Annotated in this window: 22 protein-coding genes; 19 read left to right on the top strand and 3 right to left on the bottom strand. The window is 51.8% G+C overall.

Annotated elements, in window-relative coordinates; genetic code table 11:
* Positions 1 to 281: 281 nt before the first annotated feature.
* The 11 genes from SNR34_RS27005 to SNR34_RS26955 all read left to right on the top strand — a co-directional run bounded on the left by SNR34_RS27005 (position 282) and on the right by SNR34_RS26955 (position 12,252).
* The gene (locus SNR34_RS27005) at positions 282 to 545 is read left to right on the top strand and encodes a hypothetical protein (protein WP_339274692.1); all 264 of its coding nucleotides are present in this window, start codon (positions 282 to 284) and stop codon (positions 543 to 545) included.
* A 365-nt stretch (positions 546 to 910) separates the two neighbouring features.
* On the top strand, positions 911 to 1,900 hold the full coding sequence (gene cyoA, locus SNR34_RS27000) for a ubiquinol oxidase subunit II (RefSeq protein WP_236420510.1): 990 nt from the start codon (positions 911 to 913) through the stop codon (positions 1,898 to 1,900).
* A gap of 21 nt (positions 1,901 to 1,921) precedes the next feature.
* A complete protein-coding gene (locus tag SNR34_RS26995; RefSeq protein ID WP_486180588.1) occupies positions 1,922 to 3,895 on the top strand; it encodes a cbb3-type cytochrome c oxidase subunit I in 1,974 nt (657 codons plus the stop codon).
* On the top strand, positions 3,895 to 4,515 hold the full coding sequence (cyoC, locus tag SNR34_RS26990) for a cytochrome o ubiquinol oxidase subunit III (RefSeq protein WP_236420512.1): 621 nt from the start codon (positions 3,895 to 3,897) through the stop codon (positions 4,513 to 4,515). Before SNR34_RS26995 ends, cyoC begins: the two co-directional genes overlap by 1 nt.
* Position 4,516: 1 nt before the next feature.
* On the top strand, positions 4,517 to 4,846 hold the full coding sequence (gene cyoD, locus SNR34_RS26985; protein ID WP_236420513.1) for a cytochrome o ubiquinol oxidase subunit IV: 330 nt from the start codon (positions 4,517 to 4,519) through the stop codon (positions 4,844 to 4,846).
* Between the two features lie 145 nt (positions 4,847 to 4,991).
* Positions 4,992 to 5,831: a 5-dehydro-4-deoxy-D-glucuronate isomerase gene (gene kduI / locus SNR34_RS26980; protein WP_236420514.1), complete on the top strand. Its 840-nt coding sequence runs from the start codon at positions 4,992 to 4,994 to the stop codon at positions 5,829 to 5,831.
* Between the two features lie 60 nt (positions 5,832 to 5,891).
* Positions 5,892 to 6,650 (top strand): DeoR/GlpR family DNA-binding transcription regulator, encoded by a 759-nt coding sequence (locus SNR34_RS26975; protein WP_236420515.1) that lies wholly within the window; start codon positions 5,892 to 5,894, stop codon positions 6,648 to 6,650.
* Between the two features lie 97 nt (positions 6,651 to 6,747).
* Positions 6,748 to 7,500: a 2-dehydro-3-deoxy-D-gluconate 5-dehydrogenase KduD gene (kduD, locus tag SNR34_RS26970; protein ID WP_486180587.1), complete on the top strand. Its 753-nt coding sequence runs from the start codon at positions 6,748 to 6,750 to the stop codon at positions 7,498 to 7,500.
* 15 nt (positions 7,501 to 7,515) lie between these two features.
* A complete protein-coding gene (locus SNR34_RS26965) occupies positions 7,516 to 8,391 on the top strand; it encodes a sugar phosphate isomerase/epimerase family protein (protein WP_486180586.1) in 876 nt (291 codons plus the stop codon).
* A gap of 254 nt (positions 8,392 to 8,645) precedes the next feature.
* On the top strand, positions 8,646 to 9,953 hold the full coding sequence (locus SNR34_RS26960; protein WP_339274686.1) for a homocysteine synthase: 1,308 nt from the start codon (positions 8,646 to 8,648) through the stop codon (positions 9,951 to 9,953).
* A 352-nt stretch (positions 9,954 to 10,305) separates the two neighbouring features.
* Positions 10,306 to 12,252: a heavy metal translocating P-type ATPase gene (locus tag SNR34_RS26955; protein WP_486180585.1), complete on the top strand. Its 1,947-nt coding sequence runs from the start codon at positions 10,306 to 10,308 to the stop codon at positions 12,250 to 12,252.
* Between the two features lie 133 nt (positions 12,253 to 12,385).
* Here SNR34_RS26955 and SNR34_RS26950 read toward each other — a convergent pair whose 3' ends face one another.
* Complete coding sequence (locus tag SNR34_RS26950; protein ID WP_236420519.1) at positions 12,386 to 13,117, bottom strand: ZIP family metal transporter; 732 nt, start codon at positions 13,115 to 13,117, stop codon at positions 12,386 to 12,388.
* 260 nt (positions 13,118 to 13,377) lie between these two features.
* On the opposite strand from SNR34_RS26950, the gene trxB reads away from it, so the two are divergent.
* A complete protein-coding gene (gene trxB / locus SNR34_RS26945; protein ID WP_236420520.1) occupies positions 13,378 to 14,319 on the top strand; it encodes a thioredoxin-disulfide reductase in 942 nt (313 codons plus the stop codon).
* An 86-nt stretch (positions 14,320 to 14,405) separates the two neighbouring features.
* Complete coding sequence (locus SNR34_RS26940) at positions 14,406 to 14,636, top strand: glutaredoxin family protein (RefSeq protein ID WP_236420521.1); 231 nt, start codon at positions 14,406 to 14,408, stop codon at positions 14,634 to 14,636.
* A 136-nt stretch (positions 14,637 to 14,772) separates the two neighbouring features.
* Here the strand turns inward: SNR34_RS26940 and SNR34_RS26935 are convergent, their stop codons facing one another.
* Together SNR34_RS26935 and SNR34_RS26930 are read right to left on the bottom strand one after the other, a co-directional pair.
* Entirely contained in the window at positions 14,773 to 14,970 is a 198-nt protein-coding gene (locus SNR34_RS26935) for a hypothetical protein (RefSeq protein ID WP_236420522.1), read from the bottom strand.
* 145 nt (positions 14,971 to 15,115) lie between these two features.
* The gene (locus tag SNR34_RS26930) at positions 15,116 to 16,282 is read right to left on the bottom strand and encodes an ROK family transcriptional regulator (protein WP_236420523.1); all 1,167 of its coding nucleotides are present in this window, start codon (positions 16,280 to 16,282) and stop codon (positions 15,116 to 15,118) included.
* Positions 16,283 to 16,479: 197 nt separating this feature from the next.
* Between SNR34_RS26930 and xylA the strand changes: the two genes are divergently transcribed.
* From xylA to SNR34_RS26900, 6 genes are all read left to right on the top strand, one after another.
* On the top strand, positions 16,480 to 17,796 hold the full coding sequence (gene xylA, locus SNR34_RS26925; protein ID WP_236420524.1) for a xylose isomerase: 1,317 nt from the start codon (positions 16,480 to 16,482) through the stop codon (positions 17,794 to 17,796).
* Positions 17,797 to 17,875: 79 nt separating this feature from the next.
* Positions 17,876 to 19,369 carry a xylulokinase gene (gene xylB / locus SNR34_RS26920; protein WP_236420525.1) on the top strand — a complete coding sequence of 498 codons (1,494 nt, stop codon included), beginning with the start codon at positions 17,876 to 17,878 and terminating at the stop codon, positions 19,367 to 19,369.
* 319 nt (positions 19,370 to 19,688) lie between these two features.
* Positions 19,689 to 20,327: a bifunctional 4-hydroxy-2-oxoglutarate aldolase/2-dehydro-3-deoxy-phosphogluconate aldolase gene (locus SNR34_RS26915; RefSeq protein ID WP_486180584.1), complete on the top strand. Its 639-nt coding sequence runs from the start codon at positions 19,689 to 19,691 to the stop codon at positions 20,325 to 20,327.
* A gap of 83 nt (positions 20,328 to 20,410) precedes the next feature.
* Positions 20,411 to 21,376: an alpha/beta hydrolase gene (locus SNR34_RS26910; protein ID WP_486180583.1), complete on the top strand. Its 966-nt coding sequence runs from the start codon at positions 20,411 to 20,413 to the stop codon at positions 21,374 to 21,376.
* 180 nt (positions 21,377 to 21,556) lie between these two features.
* Positions 21,557 to 23,965: a YcdB/YcdC domain-containing protein gene (locus SNR34_RS26905; protein WP_486180582.1), complete on the top strand. Its 2,409-nt coding sequence runs from the start codon at positions 21,557 to 21,559 to the stop codon at positions 23,963 to 23,965.
* A 144-nt stretch (positions 23,966 to 24,109) separates the two neighbouring features.
* Positions 24,110 to 25,237, top strand: coding sequence for a transglutaminase domain-containing protein (locus SNR34_RS26900; protein WP_486180581.1), 1,128 nt, complete (start codon positions 24,110 to 24,112; stop codon positions 25,235 to 25,237).
* The last annotated feature ends 16 nt before the right edge of the window (positions 25,238 to 25,253 follow it).

Below are 25,253 nucleotides of genomic sequence, written 5' to 3'. Positions count from 1 at the left end.
CATGAGGCAGGATCCGGTTCGTCCGCGGTTCTGCCTTTTTTGGCATGCTTGCTCAGCGCTTTTCCATAATTGGACAAGGACCAGGGAACGTAAGTTGTTATGAAGAGATGGTTTTTGGGTTATAAATATTTCAGGGGCTATCTTATTTGTCAATAGTTCGACAAGAAATAAAGTGTCCAAAAAACGAAAATAATTTGAACATTTTATGACTAAAACTCATATTGATGTGGTATATTGATGAAAAGGAAGCACTTACAAAAATGGAAAAGGAAGTGTTTACTATGGCATCGAAGACAGCAATGGTAAGCCAGTTGGAGCGCAAAGACAGAAACATGCGGCGCGCAGTGTTGACGATGACCGTTTTGGCCTGGGTGGCATTGATTGCGGGAGTAGTCATGTGCCTGATCAACTTGAACGAATTTAACGACCGCAACCTTGGCTTGATGGTAGGGATCGGTTTTCTTGTAGGCAGTGTGTTCATTTACGTTATTGCCAAATCGATTGGTTTGGTTCACTCACGAAAAGAAGATGAAGGTGCCGATTGATTATAATTCTTCAATGATTTGAACATAATAAGGCTGGATGAGTCTCCGGAATCCCAGCCCAAATAGCCCTTTGCGGATCCGTTGAATGATTCAACGGGACTGCAAAGGGTTTTATTTTTGTATGGGCTCGTCCTGACCAAGAATGACTCACCCGTGGCGTATTTTTAACTTCGGATGTGAAGTCTTACTGTAAGGAAATATCAAGCATGCAAGCGATTTGTGAGAAAAAATTCACACATTTGGGGTGTAAAATCGACAAATTTGTTAACAAGAACAAAAAACCTGCTCATTTCTGATATCTTTAGAAGGAAGAGAGTAGTATACTAATTTTTTAGTATTAGCGAATTTAAGGAGAGGGGATCAAGATGAACAAGAAACCTAGGTTGCTTACCCGGGTCATCATTCCGATTGTCCTGACGTTGGTTACAATTGCACTGATCGTTTGGCCAATGCTGGCAGGCGGACAGTACGTTGTTCTGGATCCGAAGGGACCTATCGGTGCATCTCAGCGGGATCTGATCGTGATTTCGACCATTCTTTGTGCGATCGTTATCGTTCCTGTACTGATTATGTCTGCTGTAATCGTATGGCGTTACCGCGAGAGACCGGACAACAAAAACGCTTATGAGCCGAACTGGGCTCATAGCACGAAAGCCGAGGTCATTTGGTGGACCATTCCAATCGTTATCATTGGTTTGCTTGCCATCGTAACCGTTCGTTACACGTATGATCTTGAGCCTTCCAAGCCGCTGGCTTCGGAAAAAGCGCCCGTTACTATTCAGGTATCTTCCTTGGATTGGAAATGGTTGTTCATGTATCCGGAGCAGGGGATTGCTACGGTGAACACCGTGAATATTCCGACAGATCGACCTGTGAAATTCGAACTCACTGCGGATTCACCGATGAACTCGTTCTGGATTCCGCAATTGGGCGGACAGATTTACACGATGTCGGGCATGGCGATGACCCTGTATTTGCAGGCCGACCATGAAGGGAAGTACTGGGGCTCCGGCGCCAACTTCACCGGCGAACATTTTGGCAAGATGCGTTTTGACGTCAATGCGACTTCAGACGAAGATTTTGACAAATGGGTAAATGAAGTGAAGCAGCAATCCCAGCCGCTCACTCAAGAAGGATACAATGCTCTGGCAACACCGGGAACAAGCAATGTGGCTTACTATTCCTCCTTCCCAGAAGGATTGTTCCAAGACATCGTAACCAAATATGTCGTCGAAGGCTCTGGCGCCCACAATCATGGAAGTTCGGACGAAGCTGCAGGCGCCGGCGATAATACGACTAAAATGAACCACGAAAGCATGAATACGTCCCTTACACCGGGCAAAAGTGCTAACTAATGATTCGAAAGGAGGCCCCCAATGTTAGACAGAATTAAGGAGTTTGCATCCGAGTTTTTCGTAACCGGCGACCCGCTGATCTATGGTGCGGACGTAGCGATCGGTATTACGACGATCTCGATTGTTGCGGTGCTGACTTATTTCAAAAAATGGGGCTGGCTCTGGCGTAACTGGTTAACAACTGTCGATCATAAAAAGATCGGTATCATGTATATCCTTGCTTCGATCATCATGTTGTTCCGCGGTGGCGTGGACGCGTTGATGATGCGCCTTCAGCTGGCTATGCCAAACATGGATTTCTTGCATCCCGAGCACTATAACCAAGTCTTTACAACACATGGTACGATCATGATCCTCTTCATGGCGATGCCATTTATGTTTGGTTTGTTTAACGTCATCGTTCCGCTCCAGATCGGGGCAAGGGACGTTGCATTTCCGTTCCTGAACGCACTCAGCTTCTGGTTGTTCTTCCTGGGAGCAATGCTGTTCAACCTGTCCTTCGTTATCGGCGGTTCGCCGGACGCAGGATGGCTAAGTTATCCGCCTCTATCGGAGCTTTCACATAGTCCGGGGGTAGGACAGAACTTCTATATATGGGGTATACAGATATCCGGTATCGGTTCCCTGGCGACCGGTATCAACTTCTTGGTTACCATCATTAAAATGCGTGCGCCAGGCATGACTTGGATGAAAATGCCGATGTTTACATGGTCGGTATTCTCCACATGTATCATCATCCTGTTTGCATTCCCGATCCTGACCGTGACCCTTGCGCTGCTCTTCCTGGACCGCTTCGGCGGGGCGCACTTCTTCACGCTTGATCTGGGCGGCAACCCGATGATGTACATCAACTTGATCTGGATGTGGGGTCACCCTGAGGTATACATCGTGGTCCTGCCGGCATTCGGTGTATTCTCCGAGGTCGTAAGCACCTTTGCGAAGAAAAAACTGTTTGGATACAAATCCATGGTATTCGCCATGTTGATTATCGCGTTCCTGTCCTTCTTTACGTGGGCGCATCACTTCTTCACGATGGGTTCGGGCGCCGATGTCAACGCGTTCTTCGCAGTGACAACAATGCTTATTGCGATCCCAACGGGGGTCAAGATTTTCAACTGGCTCTTCACGCTGTACAAAGGAAGAATCAAGATGGCTACCCCGATGTTGTGGACCATCGCATTTATTCCTTGTTTTATCGTCGGCGGTATGACGGGGGTTCTCTTGTCCGTTGCTCCTGCTGACTTCCAGTTCCACAACAGTTATTTCTTGATTGCCCACTTCCACCAAGTGTTGATCGGTGGCGTTGCCTTCGGTTACTTCGCTGGTCTGTACTACTGGTGGCCAAAAATGTTCGGTTTCAAACTCGAAGAGAAACTGGGCAAATGGGCATTCTGGTTCTGGAACATCGGTTTCTACATCTGCTTCATGCCGCAGTATGCTGTCGGTCTGATGGGGATGACACGTCGTCTGAGCACATACGGATGGGATACCGGCTGGTGGGAACTCAACTTCGTTTCCACGATCGGTGCGTTCCTGATGGGTGCAGGCTTCCTGTTCCAGGTTGCTCAAATCGCAGACGGCATTCGCAAATACAAATCGCTCAAAGCTTCCGGCGATCCATGGGATGGCCGTACGCTCGAATGGTCGATTCCATCGCCAGCGCCTGAATATAACTTTGCGGTAACTCCGCAAGTGAATGATCTGGACGAATGGTGGGAAGAGAAGCAACGCCGCGGCAAAGGCATCAATCCGCCAGCGCCTAAGCTTGAGCCGATTCATATGCCTAAAAACTCTGCCATTCCTTTCATCAAATCCGTATTCTGGTTCATCGCCGGTTTCGGTTTTGTATTCGGATGGTTGTGGATGGCGATCCTTGGACTCGCAGGCGTCGGAATCTGCATGATTGCCCGTTCATTCTCCTACGATACGGACTATTACATTCCGGTCGATGAAATTAAGCGTACCGAAGAGGCGTCGTTAAGGGGGTCGGTATAATGGCTCAAGCAGCCGCTAAGAAAGGTCATGACCATGCACATGGTCATGATCACGGTCACCATGACCCGCAAGAATTGAAAGTACTCGGTTTCTGGTTCTTCCTGATTTCCGACGTAATCCTGTTCTCCGTATTGTTCGCAACGTTCATCGTTTTGCGCCACAATACGGCAGGCGGTCCTACGCTGGAAGAATTGATCAAAATGCCAGGGGTTATCGCCGAAACGTTTATCTTGTTAACAAGTTCGTTTACCAGCGGTTTGGCCGTTCTGGCCATGAACCAAGGCAAAGTGAAACAGTTGATCAGCTGGTTGGTCGTTACGGCCCTTCTCGGCGCAGGGTTTATCGCGCTTGAGGTTACCGAGTTTATCGAAATGATCCACGAAGGTTTCAACTACACGACTAGCGCAGCTTCCGGCGCGTTCTTTACCCTTGTGGGTACGCACGGACTTCACGTTTCGCTTGGTCTGATCTGGATGATCGGTTTGATGTTCCAGCTGAAGAAACGCGGCATTACCGACGTTACGCGTGGTAAAGTCAACGTGATCAGCTTGTACTGGCACTTTTTGGACGTCGTATGGATTTTCCTCCTGTCGGTCGTCTACCTGATGGGGGTGATGTAAGATGGCACAGCACAACTCGCATGATGCCCATGGACATGAACAACATGGTTCGCTCAAGTCTTATGTCATCGGTTTTATCCTGTCCATCGTCCTGACAATCATCCCACTGGTGGTTGTACTCAACGACATGATGGGCAAAACCGGAACGTTGGTTGTCGTACTGGTAACGGCAGCACTTCAATTCATCGTGCAGCTCTTCTTCTTCATGCATATCCGTGAAGAGAAGTCGCCTCGTTGGAACGTCATGGGTCTGATCTTCGGATTGCTGATCATGCTGACGATCGTGGTCGGATCCGTTTGGATCATGCTGAACAACGTTGTAGCACATTAATGAATGCAGAAACCCTGTCTACCTCGAAAGAGGAGGCAGGGTTTCTTTTTTTATTTCAACATTCAAAAAAAGGTACACAAACGATACGAAATGAACTAAAATGAACATATACGAACTTATTAATGAGATGAAGGGAATGGTTTTCATGCAAAATCGTTATGCAGCTCATCCGAATGAAGTAAAGCAATACGACACGTCCAGATTGAGAGAAGAGTTTCTGATGGAGCAGCTGTTTGCTGTCGATGAGCTCGTTACGGTGTATTCTCATGTTGATCGTTATATTGTTGGAAGCGCTGTCCCGAAATCAAAAGATATTACGCTTGAAGTTAACCTGAAGGATATTGGTACAGACTTTTTCCTGGAACGCCGCGAGATCGGTATCATCAACGTAGGTGGACATGGCACGGTTACGGCGGATGGCCAGGGTTATGAGATCGGAGCGAAGGAATGCTTGTACATCGGCCGGGGCGTTAAGGAAGTCGTGTTCAAAAGCAACGGGCAAGAAGATGCGGCGCAGTTCTACTTTGTGTCCACGCCTGCACACCATACGTATCCGACCACAAAGGCGACGCAAGAGCAGGCACAGCCGAACCATCTGGGCAGCATCGAGAGTTCCAATGAACGCACAATCTACCGCTACATCCACCAAGGAGAAGGCGGGATCAAAAGCTGTCAGCTGGTGATGGGCATTACGGAACTCGACAAGGGCAACATGTGGAACACAATGCCTGCGCATACCCACAATCGCCGTTCTGAAGTATACTTGTACTTTAACCTGCCGGAAGACGCGGTGGTATTCCACATGATGGGAGAACCGCAAGAGACGCGGCATTTGGTCGTACGGGACCGTCAGGCGATCATTTCTCCAAGCTGGTCCATTCACAGCGGCGTCGGTACGAGCAGCTATACGTTCTGTTGGGCGATGGCCGGCGAGAACCAAACGTTCGAAGACATGGACGGCGTGGCGATGAAAGATCTGAAATAGGACAGCTTCCGCTTCGGCCCGAATCCGAAATTATTATGTTTGCATAGGAAGTTGATCGATATGAACTCATTGAAAAGACATGAAAAAATTATGGAAGCACTGCTGGAGCGCCAGGAAGTGACCGTTAGCGATCTGAGCGACCTGCTGCAGGTGACCGGCAAAACGGTGCGGGAAGACCTGGACAAACTGGAGAGCATGGGCTTGCTTGTGCGGGTGCACGGGGGTGCCATGTTGGCCCAGAATGACCAGTATGGCATTCTCAACATGCGCAGCGTAAACGAAAAGCATCAACCGGAAAAATCGGAGATTGCCGAGCGGGCGCTTGGTTATATCCAGATGGGCGATATCATCGCTCTCGATGGGGGGAGCACAACGCTCGAAATGGCCAAGCGGTTGGACAACCAGCCGCTGACGGTCATCACGAACGATCTGTTCATCATTGCCGAGCTCACCAAGAAGGAACAGATTCGTCTTGTCGTTCCGGGTGGGGCCCGGGTCAGAAACATGCTGGTGGGGGACGATACGGCGGCTTTTATATCGGGGCTTAACATTCATAAAGCGTTTATTTCCACAACGGCAGTTCATCCGGAGTTTGGCCTGTCCATCTATACGGGAGATCTGGTTCCGTTAAAGAAAGCGATGATCTCGGCTTCCCAGCAGGTTTATGGCGTCGTTGACCATCACAAATTCGGGCAGTTCGCCTTGCGCACGTTTGCGCATTGCTCGGAACTGGATTGCATCATCACCGACAGCCGGCTGGATGCCGATACGGCGGCCTTGTATGAGCAGAGCGGCGTCCGCGTGGACAATGGCAGTTGACGATCTCTTTGTTCGAAGCTGCTGCGCGGCATGTTCGCCTGCAGCTAGAACGTTCAACCATTTGATTTGCATCTTATAACATGCGGAGGAATCCATCATGAACCCATTTGATTTGAATGGAAAAGTGGCAATGGTTACCGGTACTACAGGAGGTTTAGGACAAGGGATGGCGATCGGGCTTGCCGAAGCGGGAGCGGACGTCGTGCTGGCCTCCTATTCGTCGTCCGAGGAGACAGCCCGCGCCATAGAGGTGCTTGGACGTAAGGCTTATTTGCTTAAAGCCGATTTGAGCCGTGAGGACGAGCTTGCGGATGTTTTCGAAAAAGCATTGTCCTTTCAAGGCAAGATCGACATTTTGGTCAACAATGCCGGTATCATTCGCCGGACGCCGGCTGCGGACCATGCCAAGCAGGACTGGCATGATGTTATTGGTTTGAACCTGAACACGGTCTTTTTCCTGAGCCAATTGGCAGGCAGACATATGATGGAACGCGGCAGCGGGAAAATCATCAACATCGCGTCGATGCTGTCCTATCAGGGCGGAATCAACGTGCCGGGATACACGGCAAGCAAACATGGCGTAGCGGGCCTGACCAAAGCATTTGCGAATGAATGGGCAGGCAAAGGCGTGCAGGTTAACGCGATTGCGCCTGGATACATGGTGACGGACAATACAAGCCAGATTCGCGCCGATGAGCAGCGCTACAACGACATTACGGCACGTATTCCGGCCGGCCGCTGGGGAACGCCGGAGGATTTGAAAGGTCCGGTCGTATTCCTTGCTTCCGCAGCCTCGGATTACTTGAATGGACATGTGCTTAACGTTGACGGAGGCTGGATGGCCCGCTAGTCCGTACGTTTGGCAATGATTCTGATGCATGAGGAGGACGATACGATGAAGCTCGGCATACTTGCGCATACGTTCGGAAAGCTGCCGACAGCGCAGCTTGCACAAACCGTAGCGGACCATGGCTTCAACTCCGTGCAGCTGGCGCTCGCCAAGGCGCTGTCCGACGTTGATTCGGCTAACGGCAAGCTGAGCCCGGGGCTGGCGAACGAAATCGGGGAACAATTCGACCGGCGGGGCGTCAAGATTGCGGTTCTCGGCTGTTACATTAACCCGATCGATCCCGATCCGGTTCGCCGGAGAGCCGACATTGACCGTTTCAAGGAGCATTTGCGCTATGCGCGCGATTTCGGCTGCAGCATGGTAGCTACGGAGACCGGGGGTCTGGATACGTACCAAACCACACATCCCGATCATTATGAAGAGCATGCGTGGGGAATATTGAAAGCAACGTTGGAAGAACTGACGGAGGAAGCGGAGAAATGGGGCGTGCATGCCGCGATCGAGCCTGTATCCACACACACGCTGCATACGCGGGAGCATATGGTTCGACTTTTCGAGGAGATCCCGTCTTCCAATCTTGGCATGTTATTTGACCCATGCAATCTGATTAAACAGGAGCATGCAGCCGATCAGGCAGGATTTCTGAAAGAAGTCATGGAGACGCTCTATCAGCGCATTATCGTGATCCACGCCAAAGACGTGGCCTTCAATGCACAAGGCGAAAAATTCAATCCGGTGCCTGGCGAAGGCATTCTGGATTATCCTTTGTTCTTCGAATTGCTGAAAACCTATAAGCCGCACATCGACATTTCCCTCGAGGGCGTGACGGCAGAGCAGGCCGTTCCGGCTGCCAAGCATTTACGGGAAGTATGGGGCGGCGTACATGTATAGTGGTTCCGATTCGTTGCCCATATGAAGCCACCGAAAGCCTTTGCCTTCTGCAAAGGCTTTTTTGGTAGCTATGGAATGGTATGTTCATGATCAATGTGTAGCGTCGATAATTGAAAAAATATATTTCTCATCGGAAAAATCGGAAATATCTCTTTCCAAATGCCACATCTTGTGAGAGAATATGAAAAAACAGGCGACACCACGCGAAGACACCATGGATCTCAAGCCTTATGCCAAGGGAGGATTTCGATTATATGTCAAACGAACGTGAACTTTCATTCGAAACATTGGCCATTCATGCCGGTCAGCAGATTGACCCGACCACCAATGCACGCGCAGTACCCCTTTATCAAACAACATCGTATGGATTTCGGGATACGGACCATGCCGCCAACCTGTTTGGCCTGAAAGAGTTTGGCAATATCTATACACGTCTGATGAATCCGACCACCGACGTATTTGAGCAACGCATTGCCGCGTTGGAAGGAGGCGCTGGGGCATTGGCTACCGCCTCTGGTCAGGCAGCCATCACATTTTCGCTGCTGAATATCGCCGGGGCCGGGGACGAGATCGTGTCTTCCGCCAGCTTGTACGGAGGCACGTATAATCTGTTCTCCACCACGCTGCCGAAGCTTGGATTGAACGTGAAATTCGTGGATTCGAGCGATCCCGAAAATTTCCGAGCAGCCATTACGGACAAAACCAAAGCGCTGTATGCCGAGACGATTGGCAATCCGCAAGGCAATGTGCTTGATATCGAAGCCGTGGCCGCCATTGCGCATGAACATCAGATTCCGCTGATCGTTGATAATACGTTCCCGAGTCCGTACCTGCTTCGTCCAATCGAACACGGAGCCGATATCGTGGTGCATTCGGCGACGAAATTCATCGGCGGGCACGGTACCTCCATCGGCGGCGTGATCGTAGACAGCGGGAAATTCGATTGGAAAGCCAGCGGCAAGTTCCCGGGGCTGACCGAGCCGGACCCGAGCTATCACGGAGTCGTGTACACGGAAGCGGTTGGGCCGATTGCATACATTATCAAAGCCCGCGTACAACTGCTTCGCGACCTTGGAGCGACCATTTCTCCGTTTAACTCCTGGTTGCTGCTGCAGGGACTGGAGACGCTGCACCTGCGGGTGGAACGCCACAGCAGCAATGCTTTGGCGGTAGCCGAATATCTGGAGAAACATGAGGACGTGCAGTGGGTGAGCTATGCCGGTTTGCCAAGTCACCCATCCTATGAACTCGCGCAAAAATATTTGCCGAAAGGACAGGGCGCGATCCTCACATTTGGTATCAAGGGCGGCCTTGAAGCAGGCCGCAAGCTGATCGAAAACGTCAAGCTGTTCTCTCACCTGGCGAATGTCGGCGATTCCAAGTCGTTGATCATTCACCCGGCGAGCACGACACACCAGCAACTAAGCGAGGAGGAGCAGCGTGCCGCCGGGGTCAATCCGGAATTGATCCGCCTTTCCATCGGAACCGAGAACATTCAGGATATTCTGCATGACCTGGAACAAGCCATCAAGGCAAGCCAGGGGGCGAGCGTTGGCGCGTAACAGGGATAACGCAGGGCAATCCTTGATATGAAGCTGGCATGGTGTTTGCAACTTCAACGTTTTTGCATATGGAACCGTCATCCGTTGGATGGCGGTTTTTGGTCTGCGCAGGCAGATGTTGGAGTTTTTGCATGGGGACCATTTACAAATGGGGAAGATCAGGCATATAATATAGAAAAGTTGTATTGAGTAAAAATAATTGCATAAGTACAAAAATGATTATCATTCTCATTTTGACCAGCATGCTGCTGCGGGATTCCCGCAGCAGCATGTGTCATTTTAGGGGCAGTAACAATGGCTCTCATTCTCAATACGGCGACACATTTTTTCATACGAAAGGAACGTGATCCTTATGCAAGCTGTACATCAGCCTTTACAAACCAAAGCAAACGAACGTAGACCGGCAAATTCTACCGGACCGAACCGGGGCCGTCGGCCGAACTTCCGGGCCATGCTTCGAAATAAGGAAATGCAGGCTGCACTTGGCAGCGGGTTGTTAATGCTCTTCGCATGGGGAATATCCTCGTGGTCAAGCGTGCTATCCGTGGTTTTATATATCGCGGCTTATGTCATGGGGGGATGGACCAAAGCGAAGGAAGGCGTAGAAACACTGGTCAAGGAGCGGGACTTGGACGTCAATTTGCTTATGATTGCTGCGTCGCTTGGCGCGGCCGCGATTGGTTATTGGAACGAAGGGGCTATGCTCATCTTTATATTTGCCCTGAGCGGTGCATTGGAAAGCTACGCGACGGAACGCAGCCACAAGGATATTTCATCCTTGTTGGCACTCAAACCGGAGACGGCTCTGCGCATGGAAGACGGTCAGTTGAACCGCGTAACCATTGATGAACTTGAACAGGGAGACTTGCTGCTCGTCAAGCCGGGCGAACTTATTCCGGCGGATGGGGTCGTCTGCCGCGGAAGCTCGTTCGTACATCAGGCATCCATTACCGGGGAGCCGATGCCCGTGGATAAATCCCATGGAGACGAAGTGTATGCGGGTACGGTGAACGGGGAAGGAGCCTTATATATAGAAGTTACCCGGTCGGCAGAAGGCTCGGTATTCGGTAAAATCATCAAATTGATAGAGGAAGCGCAGGCTGATGTTCCGGCGTCCCAACGGTTCATTGAACGCTTTGAGGGAATCTACGCCCGCGTTGTCGTCGCGGCCACGCTGCTGGTCATTGGCGGGGCGCCGATCCTGTTAGGCTGGTCGTGGGGAGAGGCGTTTTACAAAGCGATGGTTTTCCTGGTCGTTGCATCGCCGTGCGCTTTGGTATCCTCCATTATGCCCGTCATGTTATCAACGATGTCGAGCAGTGCGCGCAGAGGCATTCTGTTCAAGGGCGGGGCACACGTCGAAAATCTGGCTCAAACCCGTGTCGTTGCTTTCGACAAAACAGGTACGCTGACGATGGGTACGCCGCAAGTTACGGATATGCTGATTGCGGATGGCTATGAACGTGATGAGGTGCTTGCAGCGGCGGCTGCGATCGAAAATCAGTCGATGCACCCCTTGGCGCGCGCGATTGTAGATCATGCCATGATGGAAGGGCTAGCCTTGCCGGATGCCGGGCAGGTGCAGGCTTTGACTGGCTCAGGCATTGAGGGCTGCGTAAATGGAGTGAACTGGAGCGTAGGCAAACTTGAGGCGAATGACCTTCCGGATCTTTCCGGTTGGAAGGATGCCATCCACCGGCTGCAGCAGCAGGGAAAAACGATATCCGTGGTGAATGCGGATGGTCAACCCGCGGGTCTGATCGCCATGCGGGATGAGGTTCGGCCACAGGCTGCCGCCGCAGTACGCAAACTTGAAGCGATGGGTGTCCGAGTGGTGATGCTGACGGGGGACCGTCCTGAAACGGCCGCGGTCATTGCACGGGAGACAGGGGTATGCGATGTCCATGCGGGCTTGCTTCCCGAAGACAAGGTTGCACAGGTGAAGGAGCTTCGTGAACGTTACGGGGCAGTGCTGATGGTGGGGGACGGCGTTAACGATGCCCCTGCATTGGCGGCGGCCACGGTTGGTATGGGCATGGGCATGTCGGGAAGCGGCACGGCACTGGACGTGGCCGACGTGGTGCTGATGAACGACAACATCGAGGAGATCGCCTGGGCGATCCGACAATCGCGCCGTGCGCAGCGCACGATGAAACAAAACATGGCTTTTGCGATTTCGGTCATTGCGGTTCTGATCGGAGCCAATTTTCTGCAGAACGTGGCACTGCCGTTTGGCGTTGTCGGGCATGAGGGCAGCACCATTTTGGTCATTTTGAACGGGCTGCGCCTGCTGCGTTGAGAGGTGGTTTGATTTACCTCCATTTATTTCATGCAATCTTCATATGTGAACAAAAAAAGAACCCGGAAGGCTGCGGCGTGTTCGCCGTCCGTCCGGGTTCTTAAACATACGTTCAGGGGTTCTCCGCCCCTGCTTAGAACAACTCGGTCAATCCAATCATCGTAATCAGTCCGAGCAAAAAGGAGACGGTCGCAACGCGGGCATTGCCGTCGCCATGGCTTTCGGGAATGAGCTCCTTGTAAACGATGAACATCATCGCGCCGGCCGCAAACGCCAGCCCGTAAGGAACCAGGCCCGCAACCAGGCTGCTGAGACTGTATCCGATCATGCTGGTCACAATCTCCACCGCACCGGTTAACGTAGCGATGCCGAGGGCTTTGAAACGCCCGATATTCTGGTTTACGAGAAAGAGGGCAACCAGAAACCCTTCCGGCGCATTCTGCAAACCGATGGAAAAGGCGATCAAGTTGCCGAGGTTCCCATCCGTGCTGGCGTAACTGACGCCGACCGAGAGGCCTTCCGGCAAATTGTGCATCGTGATGGCCGCGATGATCATGAAAGCCTTCGCTTCGATCTTGAAAGGCATTTTCTCCGGATTTTCCAGATCGACGTGCGGAATCTTCATCTCCAACACTAACAGCACCATGCTGCCAAGCAATACGCCAAGCGTTAATACGAATAAGTTCGATTGGCCAAGCGCTTCCGGAATGAGATTGTACATAGAAGCCGAGGTCATGATGCCTGCCGCGTATGCAAGCAAAATATCGCGCAGACGGTGCGTGACTTTGCGCATAAACAAAATGGGTACGGCACCAAGGCCCGTGGACATGGCCGAGATAATGCTGCCTATGAGTGCATCGTTCATGCTTTCATTATTCCCTCCTGATGAAGACTTCTTCATAATCGCTGCCGAGCATTGACACCTTTCAGAAAACAGATCATAATGAACAACAGATTAGAATGATTATAAATTACATTTCCATTTCTGCATAGGGCATTGGTTATCCTATAGGCCGGTTTAGTGGACATGACGGTGGACTTTCCGCTTTAGTGTATGCTGAGTCATTTACATTTGATGCCTTATGGAGCATGACCTTTTTGCAGAAGACAGGGGAGGAACTATACATGTATAAATCCATTATTATCGGAACAGGCCCTGCGGGGCTGACAGCAGCAATTTACCTGGCACGCGCCAACCTGAACCCACTCGTCATCGAAGGCCCGCAGCCAGGCGGCCAGTTGACAACGACAACCGAAGTGGAGAACTTCCCGGGCTTCCCTGAAGGCATCATGGGACCTGAACTGATGGACAACATGCGTAAACAAGCAGAGCGCTTCGGTGCGGAATTCCGCACAGGCTGGGTAAACAGCATCGACCTGAGCGAGCGTCCATTCAAACTGACCGTTGAAGGCATGGGTGAATTGGTATCCGAAACAGTCGTGTTGTCCACAGGCGCTTCCGCGAAATATCTCGGCATTCCTGGCGAGGAAAACAACGTGGGCCGCGGTGTCAGCACATGTGCCACTTGCGATGGATTCTTCTTCCGCAACAAAGAAATCATCGTTGTCGGCGGTGGGGACTCCGCGCTGGAGGAAGCGAACTTCCTGACACGTTTTGCGTCCAAAGTAACGTTGGTACACCGTCGTGACGAACTGCGCGCTTCCAAAATCATGCAGGATCGTGCACGCAGCAACGAAAAAGTGGACTGGGCATTGAACCGCACGCCACTGGAGGTCATTGCCGGAGACGCGGGTGTGACCGGATTGAAAGTCCGCAACAACGAAACAGGCGAAGAGGAAATCATTACGGCGAGCGGCGTGTTTGTGGCTATCGGCCATACGCCTAACACCGGTTTCCTTAATGGACAAGTAACTACGGATGATCATGGATACATCCTGACGACTCCAGGCACTTCCGAAACGAACATTCCGGGTGTATTCGCTTGCGGAGACGTGCAGGATACTCGTTACAAACAAGCGATCACCGCAGCAGGCAGCGGATGTATGGCAGCCATGGACGTGGAGAAATTTATTGAAAGTCTGGAGCACGCTGCAGTAACCAAATAATGATAAAACCCCTCGGAGGCCGGTAACACCGGTCTCCAATGGGATACACATTGAAAACCCAAAAAACAATATGAGGTGACGAGAACATGGAAAACGTAATTGTATATACATCGACCAACTGCCCGAACTGCAAATCGGTTAAAACGTTTTTGGCTGAGAAAGGCATCTCTTACGAAGAGCGCAACATCGAAACCAACGATGAATTCGCGCAACAAGTATGGGATATGGGCGTGCGTGCAGTACCTCTGACAGTGATCGGCGAGCACCGCATCCTGGGCATGAACAAAACGCAATTCGCAAAAGTGCTGGACGCTTAATCCTCCCCTTAACGGGATTGGATCGACAAGCGAACCATGAAACTTTCCGGCCCGCGCGAGCCGTTTGTATATGGAAGAACCGTACCATCGATGGTACGGTTCTTTGTGTATATTACGGGATGTTCACTTGCAAAGGCTAAAATACAACGCTCATAAAGGTCTGAAACACAACGTATACCGCTACGCCTGACAGCATGTACATGAAACCAGCCTTCTTTTTGCTCTGGAACAGGCGCAGGATGCCAAGGCTGAACAAAGGCGCGATGACGATCAGGAACAGGAGTACGGTGACAAACATTTGCGCCGAGATATCTGATGTATCCACGTAGGTCACAGGTGTTCAACTCCGTTTCGTTAGGGGTATAACACAGCAACGATGATGTTGCCATGACAAAAATCACATATTCCCATTATACTCGTCTAATTCTCTGGCAAAAAGGGAGAAAATGGGGCGAAATGTTGTCAATTTTCATCCTGTATTACACAGACACTTTTATTTTTCCTAAAAATTGGGATATCGCCGAGTACGCGGCTCCGATCCGGGTCGAACGGCTGCCAAGCCCGGCCCATTCGATTTGCAGGCTGCGGCGGTGGTACGGCAGCGTGCGCTCCTCCACCACCTGTTTCAAGGAAGATTCGATCCAGGGACCGGCTTCGGACAACGGGCCGCCGATGATGATCCGTTCCGGGTTGAAACTGTTGACGATGTTGGTAATGCCGACGCCAAGCTTGCGTCCGATTCCTTCATAGAGAGCCAGCACGGAGCTGTTCCCCAGTTTGGCGTACTCGATCAGTTCTCGCGTCGTATGGGCAGGCAGGTTAAGTTTCTGCTCGGGGTGATCGTAGGCTTTTTCCGAAGCATATAGCTCCCAGCAACCGCGGTTTCCGCAAGAGCAGGCACGGCCTTCCGCTTCGATGGACATGTGGCCGGTTTCGCCAGCATATCCCCAAGCGCCTTTGTATAGTTCGCCATCGACCATAATGCCTGACCCGATCCCGATGCCTGCGCTGATATAGATCAGGTGGCGCACACCGACGCCCGCTCCGAAATTCAGTTCGCCATGAGCGCCGGCATTGGCTTCGTTGTCGATCGTGACCGGCACGTTGAACGCTTCTTCCAGCATGGAACGGAGCGGAACGCCTTCCCAACCAAGGTTGGGCGCGAACAGAACGGTGCCGTCCTCGTCGACCATACCCGGCACGCCGATTCCGATCCCGATGACGCCGTGGGGCGAGGCGGGAGCAGCTTGAATCAGCTCCGATGCAGCCAGCTTCAGCTGACCGAAGACGGCAGGCACATCATGGGCTTCCAGCTTCGCCGTAGATTCGGCGACGACGTTTCCTTCCAGATCGGTAAGCACACCCTTCAAATGCGAGACGCTCAATTCTAGGCCCACGGCATATCCGGCGGTAGCCCGAAATAACAGCATTAATGGTTTGCGGCCTCCGCTGGACTCGCCGGGACCGATTTCCTGCACCAGCTCATCCTGAATCAGTTCAGCGACGAGGTTGGATACCGTTGCTTTGTTAAGGCCTGTCACTTCGGATACCCGGGCGCGGGAGAGAGGGGCATTGCGCCGAATCGTGTCCAGCACGATGGACTTGTTTATTTTTTTGACCAGCATCTGGTCTCCGGTAATTTTCATATGTAAAGGCACTCCTATTCTTTGGATAAAAGGGTTAACATAACATCCGAGCGCAAGCTATTCGACTATTATAGCGCAAACTTCCAACGAAAAAACATTTTTATTTTTACTTTGTTTAACCAATAGACAAAGTGAATACGATGTGGTAGGATATCGGTGTAAACGATTTCTTTAAAACTACCGAGGAGGCATTTTACATGGCCTATTTTGAATCCGTTAATAAAATTGCATTTGAAGGCAAAGATTCCACGAACCCGTTTGCGTTTAAACACTATAACCCTCAAGAAGTTGTAGCCGGCAAAACGATGGAAGAGCATTTCCGTTTCGGCATGGCATATTGGCATACATTGACTGCAGGCGGCAGCGACCCGTTCGGCGCAGAAACAGCTGTACGTTCCTGGGATAGCTATTCCGGTCTGGACAAAGCGAAAGTTCGCGTAGAAGCGGCTTTCGAATTCATGGAAAAAATGAACCTGCCTTACTACTGCTTCCATGATGTGGATATCGCTCCGGAAGGCGCAACGCTGCGCGAATTCTACAGCAACATCGACACCATCGTTGATTTGCTCGAAGAGCACATGAAGTCCAGCGGCAAGAAACTGCTCTGGAACACGGCGAACATGTTCTCCAACCCACGTTTCATGTTCGGCGCGGCTTCCACATGCAACGCTGACGTGTACGCTCACGCTGCGGCACAAATCAAAAAAGGCCTTGAAGTCGGTAAACGCCTTGGCGCGGAAAACTACGTATTCTGGGGCGGTCGTGAAGGATACGACACATTGCTCAATACAGACATGCAGCTGGAGCAAGACAACATCGCCCGCATGTTCCACATGGCTGTAGATTACGCGAAGGAAATCGGCTTTGACGCCCAATTCCTGATCGAGCCTAAACCAAAAGAGCCAACGAAACACCAATACGACTTTGATGCGGCAACATCCATTGCGTTCCTGCAAAAATACGGTTTGGACAAACATTTCAAACTGAACCTTGAAGCGAACCATGCTACACTGGCAGGCCATACGTTCGATCATGAAATCCGCGTTGCACGCATCAACGGCATGCTCGGTTCCCTGGACGCGAACCAAGGCGACCTGTTGATCGGTTGGGATACAGACGAGTTCCCGGTTGATATGTACGATGCTACACTGACCATGTATGAAGTGCTGAAAAACGGCGGTCTTGGCCGTGGCGGCGTCAACTTCGATGCAAAAGTTCGCCGTGGTTCCTTCGAGCCTGAAGATCTGTTCCTGGCACATATCGCTGGTATGGACACGTATGCCAAAGGTCTGAAAGTCGCTGCAAAATTGATCGAGGATCGTGTATTCGACGACTTCATCGAGCAACGTTACAGCAGCTTCAAAGAAGGCATCGGTGCTGACGTTGTCGCAGGCAAAGCTACGCTTGCTTCCCTGGCTGAATATGCATTGAACAACGAAAGCCCACGCAAAAACCAATCCGGACGTCAAGAATTGCTGAGAGCAAAACTGAACCAGTACATCTTGGCTGACTAATTACAGGACATTCGGACCGTCCCCGACTTTCCCCTGGGAAGGCGGGGACGGTTTTTGGATTAGAGAGGAGCATATCGTAATGAGTTATGTAATTGGTGTCGATCTGGGGACAAGTGCGGTCAAAACCGTGCTGGTCAACCGTGAAGGAAAAGTGGCGTTTGAAGCTTCCGAGGCTTATCCGCTGTACCAGCCAAAAGCCGGATACAGTGAGCAAAATCCGGAGGATTGGGTAGAGCAAACCATTGTATCCCTGCGTAAGCTGCTTGAAGTCTCCGGTGTTCACCCATCCGAAATCGAAGGACTGAGCTTTTCCGGACAGATGCATGGCCTCGTCTTGGTGGATCGCGAAGGCAAACCGCTGCGCAATGCCATCCTGTGGAACGATACGCGCACGACGGCGCAATGCCGCCGCATCGAAAAGGTGCTGGGCGGACAATTGTTAAGCATTGCACGCAACCGTGCCTTGGAAGGTTTTACGCTGCCGAAAATTTTGTGGGTGCAAGAGAATGAGCCGGAGCTGCTGAAGCAGGCAGCGCTGTTCCTGCTGCCAAAGGATTACGTTCGTTATCGCCTCACCGGCGATTACGCCATGGATTACTCGGATGCAGCAGGTACGCTTTTGCTGGACGTTGCGGGCAAACAGTGGAGCAAAGAGATTGCGGACGCTTTTGATTTGCCGTTCTCGCTCTGTCCGCGACTGGTTGAGTCGTTCGAGGAAGTGGGCACATTGCTGCCGGAAATCGCCGACCAGACGGGTCTGCAAGCGAGCACGAAAGTGTTCGGCGGCGGCGCGGACAACGCATGCGGTGCCATTGGCGCAGGCATTCTGAGCGAAGGACAGACCATGTGCAGCATCGGTACGTCCGGGGTAGTGCTTTCCTACGAGGAGCGCAAGGATCTCGATTTCGAGGGCAAAGTCCACTTTTTCAATCACGGCGAGAAAGATGCCTTCTATATTATGGGCGTGACGCTGGCTGCAGGTTACAGCCTTTCTTGGTTTAAAGATACATTTGCTGCGGATAAGTCCTTTGATCTGTTGCTGCAGGGTATTGATGCCATTCCGGCCGGAAGCAACGGGCTGTTGTTCACGCCGTACATCGTCGGAGAGCGCACGCCGCATCCGGATGCCAACATTCGCGGCAGCTTCATCGGCATGGACGCAGGACACAAGCTGGAGCATTTCGGACGCGCGGTGCTGGAGGGCATTACGTTCTCGCTGCGCGAGTCGATCGACATTTTGCGTGGCGCAGGCAAAGACGTCAAAGAAGTCATCTCCATCGGCGGCGGCGCGAAGAACGAAGCTTGGCTGCAAATGCAGGCTGACGTATTCAACGCCAAAGTGGTGAAGCTGGAAAGCGAGCAGGGCCCGGCAATGGGGGCAGCGATGCTTGCGGCTTACGGCTGCGGCTGGTTCCCATCGTTGCAGGAATGCGCGGCAGCATTTATCCGTCCTGCGAAGTCGTATGAGCCGAATCCGGAGACGGTTGCGGTATACGATGAATTGTTTGCGCTGTATCAGGAAGTATACGGCCAAACCCGCAGTCTGAATGATCGTTTGGCGCAATATCGTTGATTCGTGGCTTCGCTATTATACTAAATGAAGAGATTCATGCAGCAGGCTTCCGCCTTGGCGGATGCCTTTTTGCATTTTGCCAATGCCGCGGTTTGACGAAAAATTTCCAATAGGGCAAGCAGATGCTTTACAATGAATCTATACAAGCCGTAATGAACAAATACATGTTAACGGAGAGGCAGAACCAATCTGAAGAAGCGAAGTGTTCGCTTAAAAGCTTTTCTGAAAGAAAGCGGCGTCGGAAGCAATAACTTATCACCGGATTTTCGAAGCATGCATGAATTCTGGTGCCAAATTTACATACTAAGGGGTAGATATGATGAATTTATCAGAGGTATTGATTGAATCCAGGCTTGTAGCGATCGTGCGCGGCATCAGCCGTGAAGAAGCGGTAACCGCTGGAAAAGGAATGGCCGATGGCGGAATCCGCTTGATGGAGGTTACCTTGAACACGCCAGGTGCGCAGCACATCATTGCCGACTGGCGAGCACGCCATGAAGGACAGGCTTACATCGGCGCCGGCACGGTGCTTAATGTGCAGATGGCCAAAGAGGCAGTGGCGGCGGGAGCGCAATTTCTGGTGTCTCCCAATGTCGATCTCTCCGTCATTGAATATGCTGTAGAACAAGGGATAGACATTTGGCCTGGCGCCATGACGCCCACCGAAATCGTCGCGGCGCACGAAGCAGGAGCCCGGGTCGTGAAGCTGTTTCCGATGGCCAGTTTGGGGCTCTCTTACCTGAAAGAGGTCAAAGCTCCTTTGAATCATATTCCACTGTTAGCGACAGGCGGAGCCAATCTGGACAATATCGCCCAGTATTATGAAGCAGGTGCGGCCGCGGTTGGACTTGGCAGTGCATTGCTTCCCAAGCAGGCTTTGACCGCCGGGAACAGCGAGCAGATCGCGAAACAGGCCAAAGCCTTTGTTCGGGCAGCGGCGGGCGATCGAGAGGATTGACATAAAATGATGCTTTGCTTTAAAGAGCGATGATGATACTTTCGTATGCTGAACGTAAGCAATAGACGGAGAGGAGCGTGCCCATGAAGGCCAAAACGATGATTGGCGGAGTGATCGCGGTTGCTGCGGTCACTGCGGGAGGGTTATGGAGAGCAGCGGTGAAAAGCCAGACGCCGAAGAAAATACCCATTACGCTGAAACCACCCATGCCGTTCGAAGACGTCACCTTTAAGAGCGGCGACGGCAACGTGCATGGATGGTTTATACCGGCAGATGCTTCGGTGCCTCAACCTTGGCCATTGGTTATTATTGCTCATGGCTGGGGTTCCAACAGATCGCGGGTGCTGCGCTACGCCCGGCCGATTTGGGAAGCGGGGTATGCGCTGCTCATGTACGATGTGAGAAGCCATGGTGCCAGCGATCCGGTCAAGGCCGCGTCGGCTTATTTGTTCAGGGATGATCTGCTGGCTGCAGTGCGGTATGCCTGCGCCAGAACGGAAATTGATCCCCAAGCCATCGGAGTGCTGGGACATTCGCTCGGAGGCCTTGGAACGATCATGGCCCTCACGGAAGGAATTCCGGTGGCGGCAGTCATTACGGATTCCATGCCTGCCCAGTTCGAGGTCATCGTCAGCTCAGAGCTGCGCAGGCGGAGGTTGCCCCAGTTTCCGCTCGCTCAGGTGATTCCCCGAATCTGGTTTTGGCGGCTCGGCGAATCTCTCAAAACCTACCGTCAGCACGATCCGATTTTGTTGCTGAACGAACGGCGCAGAATGATGCAGCTGCCGATCCTTATGGTGCATTCCAAGGGGGACCGTTTTATTCCGCCAAGCGAGCTGGAGTACTTTCTTTCCAAAGCCGATCCACCCGTCGAGCATCTCTGGGTTAACAGTGACGGGCACAGTTGCTCTGAAGAAGATCCCGCATTTTGGGCAGCGGTAATACCGTTTATTCAAAGCCATGTCCGGGTTCAAAAGGAGTCTGCTTCAGATCCAGTTAACCCACAGGAGATGGAATGTGGGGCTTCGGAACGGCCTGCATTTACATAGTATGAGGCCGAGCGATAGACGCCAACCTGGCTGGTTGGCGTTTTTTTGTTGTGCAGAGCGTTCTCAGAAAATGAACATTTGTAAACTTTTTGGGAAAACGACCTTCTAAAAGGAAGCTTATGGTATCATAGAGTAGACTGTCAATATTCGTGCGAGTTTTTAGGGAGGCATGTCCTGTACTTGCCTGAAATTGAAGGGAGAGGTCCAGCATTGTTTTTGAACGACCGTTTGAGAAGGGGGACGGCCAAAGCAGCTGCCGCAACGATGGCGGCATGGCTATTGGCGACGCAAGCTCCGGGATTTGCCGGCAGCGTGTCTGCAGCTAAAGCGGAACCAGTTACAGACGTTGCCGTACAGGCGACGGTAGGTTCCGATTCAACGAGCAATGAAGTGCCTGAAGGAGCCAAGATTTCCTCGGAACAGGCCAGAAACCATATACTTGAGCTATTCCCTGTGTTGAAAAGGGCAACCATTGCATCCGTGCAATTCGGTTCAAGCCACGTATACCCCCAGCCGGAGTACAAGACATGGGAAATCGGCTTTTCGGTTACGGAGGGTAATCATACGCTGGGCTTCAGTGCTACCGTGCACGCCGTGACAGGCGAAGTACTCAGCGCCCATCTGCCTTCGGAGCTGTTAAGCAGACAGCATGGCGAACCGGGGAACGACCTGACTTCGGACGAGGCGGACAAGTTGGCTGAACAGTTTCTGTACAAAGCCATTCCAGGGCTGAAAGAAACAGATTACGTCCCCGTTCAGGAGAGCTACGTTTCTGTCTCGCCGCAAGCGCTGTTCGGTAGAACCGAATATCATTACAGTTACCAGTTGAAACGCGACGGTTTGCTGTCCGATGCCGAGACGGCCAACGTCAGCGTGGACAGTCGGGGCAGCGTTACCGGATTTTCCAGATCAACGCTCGGCAAGGAATACCCGTCTTCGAAACCGGGAGCAACCGCCGAAGAAGCGAGACGGCAGTTTGAGAAACAATTTGACGTACAGCTTGCATACATTCCGAAAGAACGGTATTCTTCCCGCGCAGGGCAAAAATACGTTCTGGGCTATGTTCCCGCAGGGATGACCCTTACTCCGATGGATGCGAGTACGCTCGAGCACATCAATGCTATGACAGGCAAGGCATCGACCAAGGAATCGACCCGTAAAGACCGGCCTTTGAAAGGCAGCGCCAATGCTTTTGCGGCCCACAGCGGGGAGAAATTGACTGCCAAGCAGGCGGAGGAACGGGTTAGAGAACATTTTGACATTCCTGAAAATTACCAGCTGGAGTACAGCCAACTAAATAAAAGCCAATATATGAATCCAAACGGTCAGGTGTGGAGCTTGAGCTGGAGCAATCGTAATGCGAGCGCGTCTTATATGTTCATGCGGGACATTTCTGCACAGGTGGATGCTGCAACGGGACAGATTTATAGCTACAACGTATACCAGCGTAACATGACGGGCATCAAGGAAGAACAGCAGGCAGAGGAATCGGCGGGCAAGACGATGGATCAGGAGGCAGCCGAGCAGCTGGCGATGAATAAGGTCATCGAGCTTGTTCCGAATGCCGCAAAAGAATTCAAGTTGTCCCAGGTGCTTGAACTGGAGGGAGCGACAACCTTCGTTTTCCAGCGCTACGTAGGAGACATTGTCGTGCAGGATGATATGGTCCAATTGCAGGTTCTGGAGGATGGGACGATCAGCGAATTCTACACCAGAGCGCTGGCTGCTCCGGAGCAATTGCCGACAGACACGAAGCCGGCCATTTCTTATGAAAAGGCCAAGGCAAGCTACCTTGAGCAACTCCATTTAGTTCTGGCTTTCTCCCGATACGGAGGATACTCTTTGGGAGGAGCAGAGTCCGTACCTTTCGGGGTCAAACTTGCTTATGTTCCTTCCAGCAGTGAAACATCCATCTCCCCTCTGATGGATGTTTTGGATGCCAATACGGGTGAGTGGAAGAAACAGTACGGCAGCGATGCTTCCACAGGGAAGGCAGAAGCGAGTGATATCGAGGGACACGCGGCAGAGGCTTCGATCCGGAATATGCTGCAGCATGGAGTGATCATTCCGGATGATCAGGGCCGGGTGATGCCGGACCGTGTGATTACGCGCGGGGAATGGTTCACGGTTTTGGCGCGAGCGCTTCAGCCGAATCTCGATATTTATCATAGCGGAGATGGAAGCAAGCTATTTGCGGATGTCACGCCGGAAAGTCCATATTATCAAGCCATACGTGTACTGATCGACCAACGCTGGATTGCGGGTTCAGATCCGGAAATCAGCTTGAAACCCGACGAGGAGCTGACGCGGGAGGAACTGGCTGTTCTGCTCGTACGCATTTTGCGCTATGAGAAGCTGGCCGGATTTTATACCTTGCCGTCAGACCTTCCGAACATTGCCGATGCGGGATCCATTACCAATAAGGGGGCAGCGTCCCTCAGTCTGAAATTGGGGCTGTTGCCTTCCATCGAGGGCCGTTTCATGCCTGCTCGCAAGGTTACGGTGGCCGAAGCGGCTCAGGTGCTGGAGCGGTTGGCCAAGCTTCAAGGTAAGACGGATACGTTTATGGACGGCAGCCGCCTGTACTGAATTTAGCTGTAATTTCAATATGGTTATGGGACCTTCCGGGGGAGGTCCCTTTCCTGTTTTTCGACAAAACTAGAACCCGGCAATGGACGGCTTTTATGATACAATGAGTCAATAGATATTGGCGAAGAGAGGTGGTATCCTTTCATGGGCAAAAATGGAGGACGCATCATTACCATTCTGCTGGCAGGCTGCCTGATTGCCGTAGCCCTTCCGCGCACGGTTGATTTAAACCAGTTGGTTGCCGCATCGGAAACGTCAATCACGACCACGAATTCGAATTTGCAGCAGACGTTGCTTGACGCGATGGCTGAGCGAACGGAAGAGCTTGATTTTACGTACCGGGGCAATGTGAAGGACCTCAAACAGCAGTTGCAGATCTCCATCGATGCAGCCATGAAAAGCGATCCCTACATCCAATATACCGTCAAAAGCTATGCATTTAACTACAAAGGCTCAAACATCACAGCAAACGTTCATGTCAAACTGACGTATCGGGAGACGAAGGAGCAAACGGAATACGTTAACAGGAAAGCGACCGAGGTGCTGGATCGGATCATTGAACCGGGCATGACGGACCATGAGAAAGTAAAGGCCATTCACGACTGGATCGTGCTCCACCTTTCGTACGATACAACGCTGCAAAAATATACGGCATATGACGGACTCGTTACCGGCAGTACGGTATGTCAGGGATATACGCTGTTGGCTTATCGGATGCTTGAACAAGCGGGCATTGAAAATCGGATCGTGGAAGGCACGGCCGGTGAGCAGCTTCATGCCTGGAATCTGGTGAATTTGGACGGGAAGTGGTACCATCTGGACACGACTTGGGACGATCCCACGCCGGATCGCAAAGGGAAGGTGAGCCATCGATACTATTTGCTTAGCGATGATGAGATGGCGCGGGATCATATTTGGACGAACAACAACAATTACCCGGCTGCGCCCGAACCCTATCGCCAAGCCTTGTTTAATCTGGCGCAATCGGACGGGGGGAAAGCGGAAACATACCGGAAGCTGTACCACTCCCTGGAGTACTCCTTGTATGATGAGAAGGACGCCATCAGCAGCGATAAGGCTTTATTGGAGAAAGTTCAAAACGTGTTGAAAGAGGGCAGCACTACGCTGACGTTCAGGTATAAGGGAACCGAGGAAGGGTTACTGGAGGATTTGCAGGATCTGTACCAGCTCGGGATGAAGACGATCTCCTATTATATTTCCAAGATGGAGGATACGGCCGATCTGCGCGTCAGAATCAATTGGACTTTATAAGCAAAATAAACAGGCA

The sequence above is a fragment of the Paenibacillus sp. XP01 genome (genome assembly GCF_057364885.1).
This window is presented reverse-complemented; position numbering and strand designations above follow the sequence as displayed.